This window comes from Pedobacter sp. KH_004 (assembly GCF_057840755.1).
In genome coordinates this window covers 1,786,472-1,802,701 of the sequence record NZ_CM174519.1, presented here as the reverse complement: position 1 = coordinate 1,802,701, position 16,230 = coordinate 1,786,472, and the positions used below count along the sequence as shown (strand labels likewise).

Annotated in this window: 16 protein-coding genes and 1 tRNA gene; 5 read left to right on the top strand and 12 right to left on the bottom strand. The window is 36.0% G+C overall.

All coding sequences use genetic code 11. The features are described from left to right. Positions 1-16: 16 nt before the first annotated feature. The 3 genes from AC3ITD_RS07615 to AC3ITD_RS07605 form a co-directional block, all read right to left on the bottom strand. Complete coding sequence (locus tag AC3ITD_RS07615; protein ID WP_265798808.1) at positions 17-787, bottom strand: MbnP family protein; 771 nt, start codon at positions 785-787, stop codon at positions 17-19. Positions 788-986: 199 nt separating this feature from the next. Next, a complete protein-coding gene (locus tag AC3ITD_RS07610; protein ID WP_265798809.1) occupies positions 987-1,358 on the bottom strand; it encodes a hypothetical protein in 372 nt (123 codons plus the stop codon). A 250-nt stretch (positions 1,359-1,608) separates the two neighbouring features. Further along, positions 1,609-3,345 (bottom strand): phospho-sugar mutase, encoded by a 1,737-nt coding sequence (locus AC3ITD_RS07605; RefSeq protein WP_265798810.1) that lies wholly within the window; start codon positions 3,343-3,345, stop codon positions 1,609-1,611. Between the two features lie 249 nt (positions 3,346-3,594). Between AC3ITD_RS07605 and AC3ITD_RS07600 the strand changes: the two genes are divergently transcribed. Together AC3ITD_RS07600 and lysA are read left to right on the top strand one after the other, a co-directional pair. Continuing rightward, complete coding sequence (locus tag AC3ITD_RS07600; RefSeq protein WP_265798811.1) at positions 3,595-4,908, top strand: aspartate kinase; 1,314 nt, start codon at positions 3,595-3,597, stop codon at positions 4,906-4,908. A 318-nt stretch (positions 4,909-5,226) separates the two neighbouring features. Then, positions 5,227-6,381 (top strand): diaminopimelate decarboxylase, encoded by a 1,155-nt coding sequence (gene lysA, locus AC3ITD_RS07595; RefSeq protein WP_265798812.1) that lies wholly within the window; start codon positions 5,227-5,229, stop codon positions 6,379-6,381. Between the two features lie 81 nt (positions 6,382-6,462). On the opposite strand, the gene AC3ITD_RS07590 is transcribed toward lysA, so the two are convergent. From AC3ITD_RS07590 to AC3ITD_RS07575, 4 genes are all read right to left on the bottom strand, one after another. Then, positions 6,463-6,675 (bottom strand): hypothetical protein, encoded by a 213-nt coding sequence (locus tag AC3ITD_RS07590; RefSeq protein WP_489365431.1) that lies wholly within the window; start codon positions 6,673-6,675, stop codon positions 6,463-6,465. A gap of 49 nt (positions 6,676-6,724) precedes the next feature. Beyond that, positions 6,725-7,405, bottom strand: a complete 681-nt coding sequence (locus AC3ITD_RS07585; RefSeq protein ID WP_265798813.1) for a hypothetical protein — start codon at positions 7,403-7,405, stop codon at positions 6,725-6,727. Positions 7,406-7,578: 173 nt separating this feature from the next. After that, complete coding sequence (locus tag AC3ITD_RS07580) at positions 7,579-7,959, bottom strand: SRPBCC domain-containing protein (RefSeq protein WP_265798814.1); 381 nt, start codon at positions 7,957-7,959, stop codon at positions 7,579-7,581. 22 nt (positions 7,960-7,981) lie between these two features. Beyond that, the gene (locus AC3ITD_RS07575; protein WP_265798815.1) at positions 7,982-9,172 is read right to left on the bottom strand and encodes an acyl-CoA dehydrogenase family protein; all 1,191 of its coding nucleotides are present in this window, start codon (positions 9,170-9,172) and stop codon (positions 7,982-7,984) included. 117 nt (positions 9,173-9,289) lie between these two features. Between AC3ITD_RS07575 and AC3ITD_RS07570 the strand changes: the two genes are divergently transcribed. After that, complete coding sequence (locus AC3ITD_RS07570) at positions 9,290-9,652, top strand: dihydroneopterin aldolase (RefSeq protein ID WP_265798816.1); 363 nt, start codon at positions 9,290-9,292, stop codon at positions 9,650-9,652. A 169-nt stretch (positions 9,653-9,821) separates the two neighbouring features. Here the strand turns inward: AC3ITD_RS07570 and AC3ITD_RS07565 are convergent. Beyond that, positions 9,822-9,893 (bottom strand) — tRNA-Ile (locus AC3ITD_RS07565). A gap of 7 nt (positions 9,894-9,900) precedes the next feature. Continuing rightward, the gene (locus AC3ITD_RS07560) at positions 9,901-10,062 is read right to left on the bottom strand and encodes a hypothetical protein (protein WP_265798817.1); all 162 of its coding nucleotides are present in this window, start codon (positions 10,060-10,062) and stop codon (positions 9,901-9,903) included. A 336-nt stretch (positions 10,063-10,398) separates the two neighbouring features. Between AC3ITD_RS07560 and AC3ITD_RS07555 the strand changes: the two genes are divergently transcribed. After that, positions 10,399-11,697: a DEAD/DEAH box helicase gene (locus AC3ITD_RS07555; protein ID WP_489365427.1), complete on the top strand. Its 1,299-nt coding sequence runs from the start codon at positions 10,399-10,401 to the stop codon at positions 11,695-11,697. Between the two features lie 135 nt (positions 11,698-11,832). Here the strand turns inward: AC3ITD_RS07555 and AC3ITD_RS07550 are convergent, their stop codons facing one another. The 3 genes from AC3ITD_RS07550 to AC3ITD_RS07540 all read right to left on the bottom strand — a co-directional run bounded on the left by AC3ITD_RS07550 (position 11,833) and on the right by AC3ITD_RS07540 (position 15,110). Beyond that, complete coding sequence (locus AC3ITD_RS07550; RefSeq protein WP_265798819.1) at positions 11,833-13,113, bottom strand: OmpA family protein; 1,281 nt, start codon at positions 13,111-13,113, stop codon at positions 11,833-11,835. Positions 13,114-13,365: 252 nt separating this feature from the next. Then, positions 13,366-13,896, bottom strand: a complete 531-nt coding sequence (locus AC3ITD_RS07545) for an RNA methyltransferase (protein ID WP_489365425.1) — start codon at positions 13,894-13,896, stop codon at positions 13,366-13,368. A gap of 62 nt (positions 13,897-13,958) precedes the next feature. Next, entirely contained in the window at positions 13,959-15,110 is a 1,152-nt protein-coding gene (locus AC3ITD_RS07540; RefSeq protein WP_489365423.1) for a galactokinase, read from the bottom strand. Between the two features lie 73 nt (positions 15,111-15,183). Here AC3ITD_RS07540 and AC3ITD_RS07535 point away from each other — a divergent pair, with 73 nt between their 5' ends. Then, positions 15,184-16,230 carry an aldose epimerase family protein gene (locus AC3ITD_RS07535; protein ID WP_265798822.1) on the top strand — a complete coding sequence of 349 codons (1,047 nt, stop codon included), beginning with the start codon at positions 15,184-15,186 and terminating at the stop codon, positions 16,228-16,230.

Below are 16,230 nucleotides of genomic sequence, written 5' to 3'. Positions count from 1 at the left end.
TAATTTACGCCTCATATTAATTGTGTATGTGGTCTAAACGGAATAACCCTTTCGCATAATTATTTGCTACTACAACGGAGTTGGCGCCGCCCATTGTAAAATTTAAGGTTGCAAAACTAACATCACTAACGCCTGTAAATAGGGATGCAGCATTTACAATAAAGTGCATATTGGGTTTGGCATCAGTTCGAATTCTTAACGGATTTGCTGCGTTAATTTCTGCTGAAAAAGTTCTAATGGTGTTATTTGGATCGATAACACCACCAATATGGAAGGTGATGGCATTGTTCGTAGCTGTCGATTGTGGCGAAGTTCCTTCTAATTTTACAAAAATATAACCGCTATTCCAGGTCCAGAACATGCCGTTAATTGGATCCAATGCACCGGTTTGAGCACCAGCAAAATTTCTGGCATAATCAATGCCGATTGTATATTCGATTTTATCATAATCTCCAGTCGGAACATTATTTAAGGTGATCATCTTTGAGTCACTTTTCGATTCATCAATAAGAAAATAACTTTCTGGTATCAGATAAGTAGTTCCATCAGCTTTGCTTAACTTAATATTGCTGACATAATATTTGAATACGTTGATTTTGAAATCTTCGCCCTTAGCATTTTTGTAGTTTTTTGTATTTAGAGCTAATTCAGCACCATTAACCTGATGTTCGAATTCGATTGTAAAGCTTGACTTTGTATCTGCTGTTATTTCATCGCCGCTTTTTTTACAAGAGGATAAAAGCATAATTGGGCATAATAATGCCAATAGATATTGATGTAATTTCATTGTTTGAAAACTGGAATAAGTAATTAAATAATTGCTGTCATTCTGAATGCAATGAAGAATCTCTAACGTTTTAGCAGAAAACCAGCATTACAGCAGAAGAAAATAATTGTTATTAGCAATGAGATTCTTCGCAATGCTCGGAATGACAATAGACTAAACCTACGATGGCAAAGCCGCCGCATAGAAAAATAAAATTTACTTAAACCGTTTTCGGTGGATGAAAAATAGAAACAGAAAGGTCTTTAATTGGTTTTTCGAGATAACCCCGTTCTGATTTGATAATGAAGTATGGAATTTGATGATTGATAGCGGTAATCTGAAATTTTGGTTCAGCTTCTACAATTCGTTTGAGATTTTCTTGAGCTTGTTTGTTTTTGCTATCTAAGTCCTTTAGTTTTTTTGCTAAAAAACACTGTCCATCGCAATGTAATTCAGGATGTTCTTTATTAATACAGAATACACTCGTGATGTACTCTTTGTTCATTTTGTACCCAGAATAAACCACCAGTTGCATCGCTCCGTTTGAAACCGAGCAAATCACTAAAAGGTATATCAGGATTTTTTTGAACATTATATTTGCTGCAAAAGTATTAAAGAAAATGATTGAAGCAAAGAAAAGAAAGTCATTTTTAAAAAACGTTGATTGAAATCAACAGCAATGAATACCTAATAAAATTGGAATCCAGTGGAGAATCTTTTAATTACCAATAGTAAGATTATACTAAATGCCATTTATACCCGCCAGTTTCAACTGACGGGTATAAAAAAACACAGATGAAATTCTTCATCTGTGTTCATCTTTTTTATCTGTGGCTAAAAACCTAAGCCTGCAAATCGGCCATTACAGCTTTAATTTTATCACCCAGCTCTTCATTTACTTTAGCAAAATCCGATCGATCAGCCAATGGTGCATTTACGCTGCAGTAAAATTTAATTTTTGGCTCGGTACCACTCGGGCGAGCAGAAACGATACTTCCATCTTCAGTTATAAACTGTAAAACATCAGAAGTTGGATAATCCAATTTCGTTATTTTTCCGGTAGTTAAATCAGTTTCCTTGCTCAATTCATAATCTTTTAATACTGAGACTTTAGAACCACCTAGGGTTGCAGGTGGATTCTCACGGAATTTCACCATCATGGCTTTAATTTCTTCAGCACCGGTTTTACCTTTTTTAGTCAATGAAACTAAATCTTCTTTATACAAGCCATATTCAACATACATATCTAACAAAGCATTGTACAAACTTGCTCCCTTATCTTTATAGTAGGCCGTCATTTCTGAAATGAAAGCAGCAGAAACAACCGCATCTTTATCACGAACTAAATCGCCAATCAGGTAGCCATAACTTTCTTCACCACCGCCAATAAAATACTTTTTACCTTCTAATTCAGTCATTAACTGACCAATGTATTTAAATCCAGTTAAGGTATTGTAATAAGTAACATCCTTTTTCTTAGCGATCTCTTCAATAAGGTTCGAGGTCACAATTGTTTTCACAATAAACTGATTACCATCTAATTTACCGCTTTCTTCCCATGCAGATAAAAGATAATTGATCAATAAACTTCCAGTTTGATTTCCATTCAATAATACCCATTCGCCATCATTATCTTTAACAGCTATACCCACGCGATCTGCATCTGGATCAGTTGCCAAAACCAAATCAGCATCAATCTCTTTAGCTTTGTTCATAGCTAAAGTCAAGGCATCTTTTTCTTCAGGATTTGGATACACGACAGTAGGAAAATTACCATCAGGTTTACTTTGCTCTTCAACAATGGTTACGTTAGTAAAGCCAAATTGTTCCAATGCTTTTGGCACCAATGTAATTCCGGTACCATGGATAGGAGAGTAAACAATTTTTAAATCGTGCTGTCTTTTAATCGCTTCGGGTGAAATGGAAAGCGCAGTAATTCCATCTAAGTAAAGTTTATCTACAGCCTCGCCAATTAACTCAACATTGGCATCAACGCGATCAAATTTAACTTCGTCGATGCTTTTGATTTTATTTACTTCATCGATAACCAATTTATCATCAGGAGAGGTGAACTGTCCCCCATCTGCTCCATAAGCTTTGTATCCATTATATTCTTTAGGATTATGGGAAGCGGTAAGCATTACTCCACTTTTGCACCCGAAATGACGGACGGCAAAAGATAACTCGGGAGTTGGTCTTAATGCCTCAAAAAAGTATACGTGAATACCATTTGCTGAAAAAACATCAGCCGTAATTCCTGCAAAATAATCAGAATTATTTCTGCTATCATGAGCAATGGCTACGCTGATTTTCTCACCCGGGTATTTATTATTCAAATAATTTGCTAAACCTTGAGTGGCTGTACCAATAGTATATTTATTGATTCGGTTAGAACCGGCGCCCATTATGCCCCGCAAGCCACCTGTACCAAATTCAAGGCTTTTATAAAAAGCATCGGTAAGTTCTGTAGTTGCATTTTTATCTACAAGTTCCTGAATTTCAGACTTTGTTTTATCGTCGTAGTTTCCGCTTAACCACTGATTTATTGTGGTTTGTGTTGATTGATCAATTGATTGCATTGAGCTCTATTTTTAATTTAATATCTGGTGTTGAACAAATTTAATTGGATGAAGTTTTGTTAAAATATCGAAATTTTAACTAATCCAAATTTTATTTTGTTGAGGATGTTGCTTTTAAGCTGCTTTTGTTTATTTTCACGCCCCGATACAATTATAAGAAAATCCAGTATTATAAATGGGCCGATTGTAACTTTTTCACAATAATTGTAAAGTTCAGGCGGCTCATCCGGTTAACCAATTTATAAATAGATGAAAATATTAAAATTTGGGGGTACTTCTGTAGGTAGTCCCGAGCGCATGACGAAATTATTGGATATCATTAATCCAAATGAAGAACAGATTGTGGTTTTATCAGCAGTGTCTGGTACTACAAATAGTTTGGTAGAAATTTCTAATTATTTTTTAGCTGGGGATAAGAAGAAGGGGAGCGAATGTGTTGAAAATTTATATCAAAAATATAAGGATTTTGTAATTGAGTTATTGCCCGCTGCCGATTTTCAGGAGATGGGCAATGAGGTAATTGATTATCATTTCAGCTTTCTAGCTGTTTTAACCAACGATATTTTTACTTCAATTGAAGAGAAAGTAGTTTTGGCGCAAGGCGAATTATTATCTACTACTTTATATCATATTTATTTAAAGTCAATCGGTGTCGAATCAGTGTTACTTCCAGCATTAGATTTCATGAAGACTGATGAAGACAATGAACCTGATATTCCATTTACAACCAAACATTTAACGCCATTATTAGAAGCAAACAAAGGCAATAAATTGTTCATTACTCAGGGATTTATTTGCCGCAACAGTTTTGGCGAAGTGGATAATTTACGTCGTGGAGGAAGCGATTATACTGCTTCTTTACTTGGAGCAGCAATTTTAGCCGAAGAAGTTCAAATTTGGACAGACATCGACGGGATGCATAACAATGATCCCCGAATTGTAAAAGGGACAAAACCAATTGCGCAACTATCTTTTGATGAGGCTGCAGAATTAGCTTATTTTGGAGCGAAAATTTTGCATCCGCAATCTGTTTTTCCGGCACAGAAATATAAAATTCCTGTTCGTTTGTTAAATACCATGGAGCCTTCTGCCGCTGGTACTTTGATCACGCATAACAGCGAAAAGGGTAAAATCAAATCAATTGCAGCAAAAGATGGCATCACTGCTATTCGCATTCAATCTAGTCGGATGCTTTTAGCTTACGGTTTTTTACGTCGCGTGTTTGAAGTATTTGAGCGTTACAAAACACCGATTGATATGATCACCACCTCTGAGGTTGCGGTATCGTTAACTATCGATGAGACAGGAAATCTTTCAAAAATCATTAAAGAATTAGAGAGCTTCGGCACCGTTGAAGTGGATACTAACCACAGTATTGTTTGCGTTGTTGGCGATTTTGGCTCAGAAAAGCATGGTTTTGCAAGTCGGGTTTTGGAAGGGTTGAAACATATTCCTATTCGTATGATTTCTTATGGAGGAAGCAATTATAATGTTTCGCTACTCATATTGAGCGAGTACAAAACTGAAGCTTTAAGAAGTTTGCACAATAGATTATTTGAATAGCAAATAAAATGCACCCATAATCACCAGCAGGCCGATAAGGAAGTGAAAACCTAAAAAGTTTACTGGTAACAATTGATTTTTGTATTTCTTGTAAGAATTAAATAATCCTAACGAGATAATTAAAATGACAAAAATGGCTGCAATTATTTTCATTTTCTAATAAAGAATAAGAACAATACAATTAAAATAAGAACAAGAGAAAATCTAATTTTTCCATTGTATTGTTTTCGGGTGATGCGTCCATGCTTCAAATCAAGATAGTTGCCCCAGTAAATGAGTACAAAAAATAAAATTAAAACGATTATAAGGAATTTGAACATGTTCGCCGATAAAGATATATCAAAGTTTAACAATATAGAAACGCCTTTTTACTATTACGATACGGATTTATTGCAAAAAACGCTAAGCACTTGTGCTGAAGCCGCCGCACCCTACAAATTTCACATCCATTATGCTTTAAAAGCCAACTTCAATTCTGTTTTACTCGAGCAAATTAAACAGATTGGCTTTGGTGCAGATTGTGTAAGTGCCGGAGAGGTGAGAAGAGCTGTTGAAGTCGGTTTCGATCACAAAAAAATTGTGTTCGCTGGTGTCGGTAAATCCGATAAGGAAATAAATGAGGCTTTGGATTTGGATATCTTCTGCTTCAATGTAGAATCTATTCAAGAGTTGGAAGTTCTGAATGAGTTAGCAGCTGCAAAAGGCAAGACTGCACAGGTAGCTATCCGTATCAACCCTAATGTTGATGCCCATACCCACCACAACATTACTACAGGTTTAGACGAAAATAAGTTTGGAATCAATTCATGGGATTTACCACAATGTGCGGAAACCTTGAAGTTATCTAAAAACCTAAAATTTATTGGGATTCACTTCCATATCGGTTCTCAAATTACCAACCTCGATGTTTATAAAAACCTTTGTGTTCGCGTAAACGAATTCTGTAGTTGGTTTGAAGATAAAGGTTTCGTTGTCGAGATTTTAAACGTCGGTGGTGGTTTAGGTATTGACTATTATAATCCTGATAATCAAATCCCTGACTTCAACTCTTACTTTAAGATATTTAACGATTTCCTGGACGTAAAACCTAATCAGGAAGTTCATTTTGAATTAGGAAGAGCATTGGTTGGCCAATCGGCAGCTTTAATCACCAAAGCATTATATATCAAAAAAGGTAAGAAGAAGAACTTTGTGGTTTTAGATGCCGGAATGACTGAGTTGATGCGTCCTGCCTTATACCAGGCCTACCATAAAATTGAGAATTTAACTCGGGGTAACGGAAATGAAATCAAGTATGATATTGTAGGACCCATTTGCGAAAGCACCGATTGCTTCGGCAAAGAAGTGGAGCAACCAGAATCATTTAGAGGTGACGTTTTCGCCATCCGCAGTGCTGGTGCTTATGGTGAAGTAATGGCATCTAAATATAATTTAAGAGATGCGATAAGATCTGTTTACAGTAACGAACTATAGTTTCAAATTCATCATTGCGAGGCACGAAGCGATCTTAATCAGCAAGATAGATTGCTTCGTACCTCACAATGACATTTAACATTATTTCTTTTTCGAGGCCACAAGTACAACTACACCCGCAACTAAAACTATTCCACCAACATACGGCGGCCAGTTTACCGATTTTTCTTTGTCAGCTGACATCTGAATGGGTCCGGCATCAACTATCTTTTCTTTTTGAGTATATGAAAAACCCGTCCAAACGAGCATAATCACTCCAATTACAATTAAGATAAGTCCTATAGATTTGTTCATGATATTTTTAGTTTTAATAGCTGAACAGCAAACCTGAAATTATGTTTTATTAAAATGAATAGCCCAGTGTAATCTTACCAGAGTTGTTCATTAAATTGGTTCCTGAACCTAGAATTCCGTAAACATTTTTAATCTTGATAAAAAACGACAGGTCAGTTGCTAAGCCAGTAATTTTATCTTCGCTGTAATTAATGTTATTTCTTAAATCAATAGTGCTACCCACAAATAGGCGGAAACCATATTGTCTATCTGTATTTTTACGGCCAGACCAAATAATTTCTGTTGAACCACCCGTTGTAAAAAGTGCAGTTTTATCAGAAGCTATCGATAATGGATCGTTTTTACTTCGCACATCTTTTCTGAATGAAGCATAGCTACCTGCCTCATAAACAAAAGCACTTTCCCAATTCAAAATCCGAAATTCTGTATTTCCAGATTTTTCAGCTATTCCAATTGATGTGCGTAAACCAAAACCATAAAATCCTTGATCATGATATGCTTCGATAATCTTTCTTTGCGTGTTTTCGTAACCTCTGGAAGTGCCTCCAAAATATCCGAACCCGCCATAGGCGAAATTGAAATTCTTAACTACGTGAGACCGGTTATAGTTCAAATAGCCCATGGCCATGTCGCCAACATTATAAGGCAGACTGTTGTTGGCGAAACTAGCGCTAACGTAATTTTTTACTTTAACACTATCTTCCATCATCGGTTTTGGAAGGTAGGACATGTGGTTTGAACTAGCGGGAGGGGTATAAAAAACCGGCAGATTATTTACAACAACGCCACATGAAGATAATAATATGGTTGAAAGTATCGCAATAAAAATTATGGGATGTTTAGAGAGCAGCATAATTAGTTTGAAAATGGTTGATATGTATTTACAATTTATAAAGTTTAGTTTTATTCATCAAAAAAATCAACTAATCCGCCGATAAAATATTCTTCAATTCCTTCTGTGAAATCTTTATAATCTTCTTCTGGGATGTTTGTTTGTTTAAATTCCAACGACGTTCCTTTTTTATCTTCGTGAAGTTTAATCGTTACGATTGACGGTTCGGCATCTTCACCGAAATACCATTGCTGCACAATTTTTTTGTTTTGCTCAAACTCAAGGTTTTTTCCCACAATGTCGCCATCCCAAAATGAAAATTCTGTATCGGGCTTTTCTTCGAATTCAACTTCCGCACCCGTCCATAGTTTGATGCTAATATCTTTTGTAAGTGCTAAATAAACTTCTTCAGGTGAAGCGGGGATGTAAGTGTATTTTTTGTAATCTCTCATTAACTTATATATTGTATCTGCATTATTTAAAAGCATTCAATCCGGTCACATCCATACCTGTAACTAATAAATGGATATCATGCGTTCCTTCATAGGTTACTACCGATTCCAGATTCATCATGTGGCGCATAATAGAATATTCTCCTGTGATTCCCATTCCTCCAAGCATCTGGCGAGCGTTTCTAGCAATATCCAAAGCAATCTCTACGCTATTTCTTTTTGCCATTGATATTTGTTCGGCTGTTGCTCTGTTTTCACTTTTAAGCACACCTAAACGCCAAACCAAAAGCTGACCTTTGGTTATCTCAGTAACCATCTCGGCTAATTTCTTCTGTTGCAATTGAAAACCTCCGATTGGCTTCCCGAACTGGATTCTTTCCTTTGAATAACGAAGAGCAGTATCGTAACAATCCATTGCTGCCCCTAAGGCACCCCAGGCAATACCATAACGTGCTTGATTTAAGCAACCGAGCGGACCTTTCAAACCACTTATTTCTGGAAAAACATTTTCTTTTGGAATTTGGACATTATCAAAAACCAACTCGCCAGTAGCTGAAGCTCTCAAGCTCCATTTGTTGTGTGTTTCAGGAGTTGAAAATCCATCCATTCCACGTTCTACAACCATGCCTCGAATTTTACCAGACTCATCTTTTGCCCAAACCACAGCGATATCGGCAAAAGGAGCATTGCTGATCCACATTTTGGCACCATTTAAAATATAGTGAGATCCCGCATCTTTAATATTGGTGACCATGCCACCAGGATTTGATCCATGATCAGGCTCTGTCAAACCAAAACATCCCATCATTTCGCCACTGGCTAATTTTGGTAAATATTTTTTTCGTTGCTCTTCACTTCCGTAGGCATAAATAGGATACATCACCAGCGATCCTTGAACAGATGCGGTAGAACGTATTCCAGAATCGCCGCGTTCAATCTCTTGCATTAATATTCCATAAGCCGTATAATCTAGGCCAGCGCCACCATATTCTACTGGAATTGTTGGCCCGAAAGCTCCTATATCAGCCAATCCTTTTATCAAATGTTTTGGAAATTCTGCCTTTTGAGCGTAATCTTCGATAATTGGGCTCACTTCCTTCTTAACCCATTCTCTAGCCGATGCTCTAATCAGTTTGTGCTCATCAGTAAGCAACTCATCCAATAGATAATAATCTGGAGCCTCATAAAGGTCTTTTTTCGACGATATACTCATTTAAAATTCTATTATTTGGTTAAGAAATCCGTTCATTTCAAAGGTAACAATTTACCGCAAGGGGCATTATATTCCTGAATAAAAAATTAATTTTGCTACATACAGAAACACACCTATATGAGTCATTTCAAACAAACCGTAGCATTAAAGGAAGTTAGTTGTTTTGCATTGCATGGCTGGTATCCGGAAGAACAAGTAATTGGAAATCATTTTATTCTTGATCTTGAAACTGAATTTACTCCATTGGTTATTGATGATGAGCTTGCCAACACAGTTAATTACGAAGATTTGAATACCATTATATTGGATGAGATGAAGAATACTCAAAAGCTCTTAGAGACAGTTTTAAACAACATCATATTAAAAGTAATCAAGCTTTACCCTTTTGTTGAAACTATAAATGTAAGTATCAAAAAACTTAATCCACCAATGGAAGGGCAAATTGGGCATTCTTTTGTAAAGCTGACTTACAATGCATAAAGCACAGTAACGTAGTTAATCATTTATCGGTGCTAGCCTATTAGTCTAGCTACTAAAAAGTTAGGCTATCCATCGCGGATAGCCTTTGCTAACAACAAAACAAATATAAGATAACCAAATCTTGCCTGATTGAGCAGAATCAGGTTTAAGTGCTATGAGATACACTTAGCGGCCTAGTGTTGGATTCGAACCAACATTTCAAAGTTTATAAAACCTCAACCTTCCCATCGGTCAACTGGCCAATTTCGTTAAACTGGTTTTAAGGATAAAAAATCTTTCATTACAATAATCTCTTCACGATTAATTTTATCTTCATCCTTTATTTGCTTAGCATCGACTGCCGTGATTTCGCTATAATAGCTAAAACTTGGATAGTCGCTGATTGCGGGATATTGAAAATATATTGACATATTCTTTGCCTTTAGTAGTTTAACATATTTTAGTTATCGATTCAACGTTCAACAAATATATAAATAAGTATATAATATCTATAGATTTAGTAGTTATTTTATTCGATAAAATTATAACTATTTGATATAGAATCATTTATTTTATTTCTCCTATGATTTATTCCGTTTTAGGATATACAAACTGAAAGAAAAGATTCCATTTTTAATCTTAAAGCCATAGCTTACAGGGCGGACTTAGCTTTACATATAATACATTCATTACTAAAGCCTGAATTCAATTCTCAAAAGCTAATTATTTTAAGGATATTTGCATTTTCAAATATTAAAACGATAAGCGTGTCATTAGAGAAATTAAAGCTTAGTAAGCCACTTGTTGCAGCCATGACTGATGCAGGATTTTTAACTCCAAAAGAGATTCAAATCAGAACCATGAGCAGAATTTTAGGTGGACAAGATGTTATTGCGATAGCACCAGAAGGAGCAGGAAAAACAACAACTTATGTTTTAGCTACCTTAATGAAGTTGAAATATGCTTTCGAAGAAGCGCCAAGAGCTTTAATTTTGGTTCCAGATGCTGAACATGTTGATCATGTATTAGAACAATTCAAGTTATTAAACCGGAATAATACGTTCAGAATTCTCGGAATCGACAGTCGTGGGGCTGTTGAAACACAAATGAATGAGATTACCGATGGCTGCGATATTATTGTTGCTGTGCCCGATAGGGCTCGTGCCTTGTATTTGAAACTTGCCCTAAACACCAATAAAATTCAATTATTTATCGTAGATAATGCGGAACTGATTGTTAAAAAAGGCTTACAGCTTCCTGTAGTTGAATTAGCAAACAGTGCTTATAAGTCTCAACATGTTGTTTTTACAGAAGTATTCCACGAGAAATTGAATCACATGATTTCTCCCTTTATGAAAGATTCTGCAACAACCATAGAGGTTGATGAAATTGGTGAGCAGCAAGCAGAAGTTTATCCGCAGATGTTATATCAGGTTCCGAACTTCCGTACGAAATTGAATTTGTTAACACTTTTACTAAATGATGCTGAGTTTTTTGATAAAGTAGTTGTGTTTGTAAATACCAGATTAACAGCACAAACGGTTTATAAAAACTTCAATAATCCAAAAGAAGGCGAAATTAGTATTTACCGTTCTTTGTTTTTCGATGATAAGGGTTACGATGACATTGAAGACTTTAAGGAAAATCCTGATGCGAGAGTTCTTATTGTAGCTAATGAGAACCTAGGGGAGCTAGATATTCAGGGAATTCCATTTATCCTTCATTTAGAATTGCCTGAGCAAAAGGAAACGTTAATTCAACGTATTGTTAAAACAGGAGAAGAGGAAGTAGTTGCGATTACATTTTCTACTGATATAGAACTTGTTGAGGTTAAGAAGATCGAACAAGCCATTGGGCAGCGGATGGATGTTATGGAGCTCCCTGAAGATCTAAAAATAATGGATGCCGCCGCAAAACCAAAGAAAAAGAAAAAAGAGGAAGAAGAGGATGTTACCGAACGTGGTGCCGCATTCCATGAGAAAAAAGCAAGTAATTTAAAGAATTACAACTACAGTGCGGGTACGAAAGCCAAAATGACTTATAAGAATAAAAAAGGTTTATCTTAATTGTAAATCGTCATTGCCAGAGATCAGTTGCCTGTGTGATAGCATAGATTGCTTCGTGCCTCTCATTAACGAAAAATTTTAAACGCAAAAAGCCCCGATTTTCATCGGGGCTTTTTCGTATCATTTTACTATTGACTAGTATAATGTAAATTCTACACGACGGTTTTCTTGACGACCCGCTGCAGTTTTGTTTGTTGAAATTGGTTGATCAGGTCCGTAACCAGTAGCTTCAATTCTTGATGCGTTAGCACCTTGAGATACTAAATAAGCTTTAACTGATTCTGCTCTTTCTTTAGATAAACGTAAGTTTAACTCTCTACCACCAGTGTTATCTGTGTGACCAGCTAATTTTAAGCTAAAGTTTTTCTCTACTAATAAACCAGCAACTCTGTTTAATGAAGCATAAGATTTAGAACGGATAGTAGACTTACCTAAATCAAACTCTAAGTTTGAAATCGCATCTTTAACAACTTTACGATCTTCTTCAGTTATTACTTTAGTTTCTCTGATAATTTCGCGTTGAACTTTGATTGGGCAACCTGAACCATCAACTACAGTACCTGTTGGAGTTCCTGGGCATTTATCAAATTTGTTAGCTACACCATCATTATCATCATCAGCTAAATCTTTAGCATATTGCTCTCTGTCTCTGGCTGCATTTTGTTCTGCTGTAGATAATGCTCTTCTTAATTCAGCACTTTCTTCTGCACTTTGCTTACGTAAATCGGCAACAGCGCTATAGTTCTGCAATTGAGAATTTTCTTTGTTTCCTAAAGCAAACTCTAAACCTGCGTGAGCGTAAGAGAATCTGCTTTCATTATAAGCAGCTTTAACTGTTGGTGAAGATTTGATAAAATTGATATCATAACCTAAATCGATGTTAATACCTTTAGAAACACCAATTTTAAATCCAACTCCAGTCGGGATAAACCAACCTTCTCTATCAGCAAATACTTCTGTAGTTCCAATTTGTGAATCAGATGACATGTAACCAGCACCAGCTTTTACGTATGGAATTAACACTGCATTTTCAGTATTTAAACTAAAGTTTGCAATGTTTAAAACTGCTGTTAATGATCCAGACCAGTTAATGCTATTTTTTTGCTCTAAGTTTCCGAAAGCGTTAGCTGTTTTAACCTCGCCACGCAAGAAATCTGCTTGCAAGCCTAAAGCTGGTAAAATTTGTTTCTTAACAAATGCACCATAACCAATACTTTTAAATTCTCTTGCATCTACGCTTCCGCCACCTAAGAAAGTGTTTTGGCTTAAGATACCACCATGAGCACCAACGCTCCAGGTTCTTAATGATTGTTTACCAAATCTACTTGTTGTAGTTGGCGTTTCTTGTGCAAATAATTGTGATGATAGTCCTAATAAGGCAACCAACATTGTTGATTTTGTAATTCTCGAATTCATTTTTATTAATTTATAAATAATAGTCTCTTAACAGTTTTTTTATAATACTGTTTGGTTGCCTCTAAGAAAAAACCTTGCCAAAAAAGAGAAAATCCATTCAACCATCATTAAATCAGATGATTATAATTGATAAAATAATTCACAAAAATGTTACCTAAGAGCCCTTAGCGGGTTAAAAACTGTCTGTAATTGTATACATAGATTAGATTTTGATTAAAAATTAACTTTGCGATGCGCTAGTTTTACCAATAATTATAGTCTTAACTTCGCAAAGAAATCCCAGAATACAATACCTGCAGATATTACAATATTAAAAGAGTGTTTGGTTCCAAACTGAGGAATTTCGATACATTCATCAATGGTTGCCATCACTTCATCACTCACGCCATCAACTTCATTGCCAAAAATTAACGCATATTTTTTGTTGGGATCTGGCCGAAAACTATTTAGCATAGTACTATTTTCTGCCTGCTCAATGGCAACAATTTCATAGTCTTCAATACGTAAGGCATTGATTGCAGATAAAGTGTCAGGATAATAAATCCATTCTACAGATTGTGTTGCCCCTAAAGCAGTTTTTTCGATTTCACGATGTGGAGGTCGTGCGGTAATTCCACACAAAACAACCTTTTCCAGTGCAAAACCATCTGCTGTACGAAAAACAGAACCGACATTATGCATGCTGCGAACATTATCTAAAACCACCACGACTGGAAGTTTCTCTTGCGCTTTAAACGCTGCTATATCTGGACGATTGAGTTCGTCTAATTTTAATTTTTTCATTGTATTAACCGCAAATTTGCAGTTTATCTGGAAGATTATTATTATTGGCTATCTTAAATATTTCAGAGCCTCTTGGGGCCATCTCCAATCTCACTAATGTAAATCGCTGCAGGATAGCCGATTTTCCCCACATAATACGCTGTTAAGTGTTTGGCAAAATCTTCCTCATAACCTTTTTCAAGCAAAGCGATAGCACAACCGCCAAATCCAGCGCCAGTCATTCGGGCACCAATTACATGATCGTAAGTCAAACAAAAATCAACAACTGCATCCAACTCATCTCCGCTAACCTCGTAAAGCTCCTTCAATGATTTATGCGATGCATACATCAAACGGCCGAATTCTTCTAAGTTGCCGTTATTAAGTGCTTTAGCCGCAAGATGAACGCGGTCGTTTTCCTTTACCACATGTGTAGCTCTGTTCAGAATTGTCTCATCATGAATCAAATGACTATGTAGCGCAAACTTCTCTGCGTTTAGTTCACACAAATTGTGAAGCGTAATTTCCTCATTCAACAATCTTAAAGCTTCCTGGCATTCTGCAACACGTTCATTATATTTAGAATCAGCCAATTCTCGGGGCTTATTAGTATTGATAATAGCTAAAGAATATTTACCTAAGTTAACATCAACCATTTTGTATCTCAGCGTTTCGCAATCAAGTACAATGGCTTTGTCCTTTTCACCAATTGCTACTGCAAACTGATCCATAATACCTGAGTTCAAACCGATAAAATCATTTTCAACCTTTTTGGCAATTTTGATTAGCTCCAGTTTATCATAGCCCAAATTCAAGTAATCGTTCAATGCAAATGCCGTAGCGATTTCAATTGATGCTGAAGAAGATAGGCCGGATCCGATTGGAATGTTACCGAAAAACAGAAAATCAAATCCATTGATTTCTTTTCCGTCCTTTAAAAACTCATTGATTATTCCGATAGGATAATTGGCCCACAAACTACCGTTTTTATCATGGATCTTATTGCTCTCTACGTCAACCTGAGCTTCAAAATTTAAACTTTTAAACCTGAATTTGCCATCGTTATTTGAGGCAATAGCAACCCAGGTTCCTAATGTGATGGCGCAAGGCATTACTAGTCCACCATTATAATCTATATGCTCGCCAATCAGGTTGATCCTTCCAGGAGTGAAGTAAACTGCATCAGAATTACGATTATAATTTGCTAAAAAATTTTGCTCAAGTTCGATTTTCATTTGGTTAAAAATATTTATAAAAGCATTAATAATGCTATGTTTGTTACGAAACAAAAATCCTAAGTTACAATTTATGAGCGTTCAGCAAACATCAACAGGAAAATTTATTGATGGCGAAGAAGTTTTCGCACTCGAACTAACCAATAGCAAAGGCACTTACGTTAAGATTTTTAATTACGGTGCTATCATTAATAAATTTATAGTTCAAAATGCCAAAGGTGAGATGCAGGATATTGTATTAGGCTTTGATACTTTTGAGCAATATCTTGATCGTGAATATTTGAAGAACTATCCTTACTTCGGAGCGGTAATTGGTCGTTATGCAAATCGCATCAGAGATGGTCGTTTCAGCATTGGCGATGAGCTTTTCCAATTGGTTCAAAATGCTGGTGCAGCAACGTTGCATGGCGGCACAGTAGGTTTCGATAGAAAAGTTTGGGATATTGTTGAAGTTGAGGAAAATCAAAACTTGGTTACGTTAGAATATGAAAGTGAAGATGGCGAGGAAAATTTTCCAGGCAATTTAGTGATCTCTCTAACTTTTGAATTGACTGAGAATAATGAACTTATTTTAAGCTACGAAGCTGAAACAGATAAAGCTACTCCCATTAATTTAACCCACCATGGCTATTTTAACCTATCTCCTGATGGTGGAAATGTTGCTAATCATCAACTTCAAATTTTTGGGTCGAATTATTTAGAGCAAGATGATAATTATTCAGTAACTGGAAAATTAATTCCGGTAGCTGGAACACCGCTCGATTTTACACACTTAAAGGAAATTGGAAAAGATTGGGACCCTGAAGAAGGTTATGATCAAAGCTTTGTTCTTGATAAAATTTATGGTGATTTATCTCTGGCAAGTGAAACGAGCGAGTCAGAGAGTGGTTTAACTTTAAGTGTTTACACCACCGAGCCTGTTGCACATTTATACACCGCAAAATACGTTGATGTAAAAAATGGCAAAGGCGGAAAAGACTATCAAGCTTACAGCGCTTTTTGCATTGAAACCCAGCACCATCCAAATGGAATCAATATTCCTGAATTTCCAAGTACAATATTACAGCCTGAGGATTTATACACACAAACTACAATTTATAAATTATCACTAGCCAAATAA

Excerpts from the sequence above, each read along its gene's own strand:
- AC3ITD_RS07615 (WP_265798808.1), bottom strand. The coding sequence starts at position 787 with ATGAAATTACATCAATATCTATTGGCATTATTATGCCCAATTATGCTT.
- AC3ITD_RS07610 (WP_265798809.1), bottom strand. The coding sequence starts at position 1,358 with ATGTTCAAAAAAATCCTGATATACCTTTTAGTGATTTGCTCGGTTTCA.
- AC3ITD_RS07605 (WP_265798810.1), bottom strand. The coding sequence starts at position 3,345 with ATGCAATCAATTGATCAATCAACACAAACCACAATAAATCAGTGGTTA.
- AC3ITD_RS07600 (WP_265798811.1), top strand. The coding sequence starts at position 3,595 with ATGAAAATATTAAAATTTGGGGGTACTTCTGTAGGTAGTCCCGAGCGC.
- lysA (WP_265798812.1), top strand. The coding sequence starts at position 5,227 with ATGTTCGCCGATAAAGATATATCAAAGTTTAACAATATAGAAACGCCT.
- AC3ITD_RS07590 (WP_489365431.1), bottom strand. The coding sequence starts at position 6,675 with ATGAACAAATCTATAGGACTTATCTTAATTGTAATTGGAGTGATTATG.
- AC3ITD_RS07585 (WP_265798813.1), bottom strand. The coding sequence starts at position 7,405 with ATGTCCTACCTTCCAAAACCGATGATGGAAGATAGTGTTAAAGTAAAA.
- AC3ITD_RS07580 (WP_265798814.1), bottom strand. The coding sequence starts at position 7,959 with ATGAGAGATTACAAAAAATACACTTACATCCCCGCTTCACCTGAAGAA.
- AC3ITD_RS07575 (WP_265798815.1), bottom strand. The coding sequence starts at position 9,172 with ATGAGTATATCGTCGAAAAAAGACCTTTATGAGGCTCCAGATTATTAT.
- AC3ITD_RS07570 (WP_265798816.1), top strand. The coding sequence starts at position 9,290 with ATGAGTCATTTCAAACAAACCGTAGCATTAAAGGAAGTTAGTTGTTTT.
- AC3ITD_RS07560 (WP_265798817.1), bottom strand. The coding sequence starts at position 10,062 with ATGTCAATATATTTTCAATATCCCGCAATCAGCGACTATCCAAGTTTT.
- AC3ITD_RS07550 (WP_265798819.1), bottom strand. The coding sequence starts at position 13,113 with ATGAATTCGAGAATTACAAAATCAACAATGTTGGTTGCCTTATTAGGA.
- AC3ITD_RS07545 (WP_489365425.1), bottom strand. The coding sequence starts at position 13,896 with ATGAAAAAATTAAAATTAGACGAACTCAATCGTCCAGATATAGCAGCG.
- AC3ITD_RS07540 (WP_489365423.1), bottom strand. The coding sequence starts at position 15,110 with ATGAAAATCGAACTTGAGCAAAATTTTTTAGCAAATTATAATCGTAAT.
- AC3ITD_RS07535 (WP_265798822.1), top strand. The coding sequence starts at position 15,184 with ATGAGCGTTCAGCAAACATCAACAGGAAAATTTATTGATGGCGAAGAA.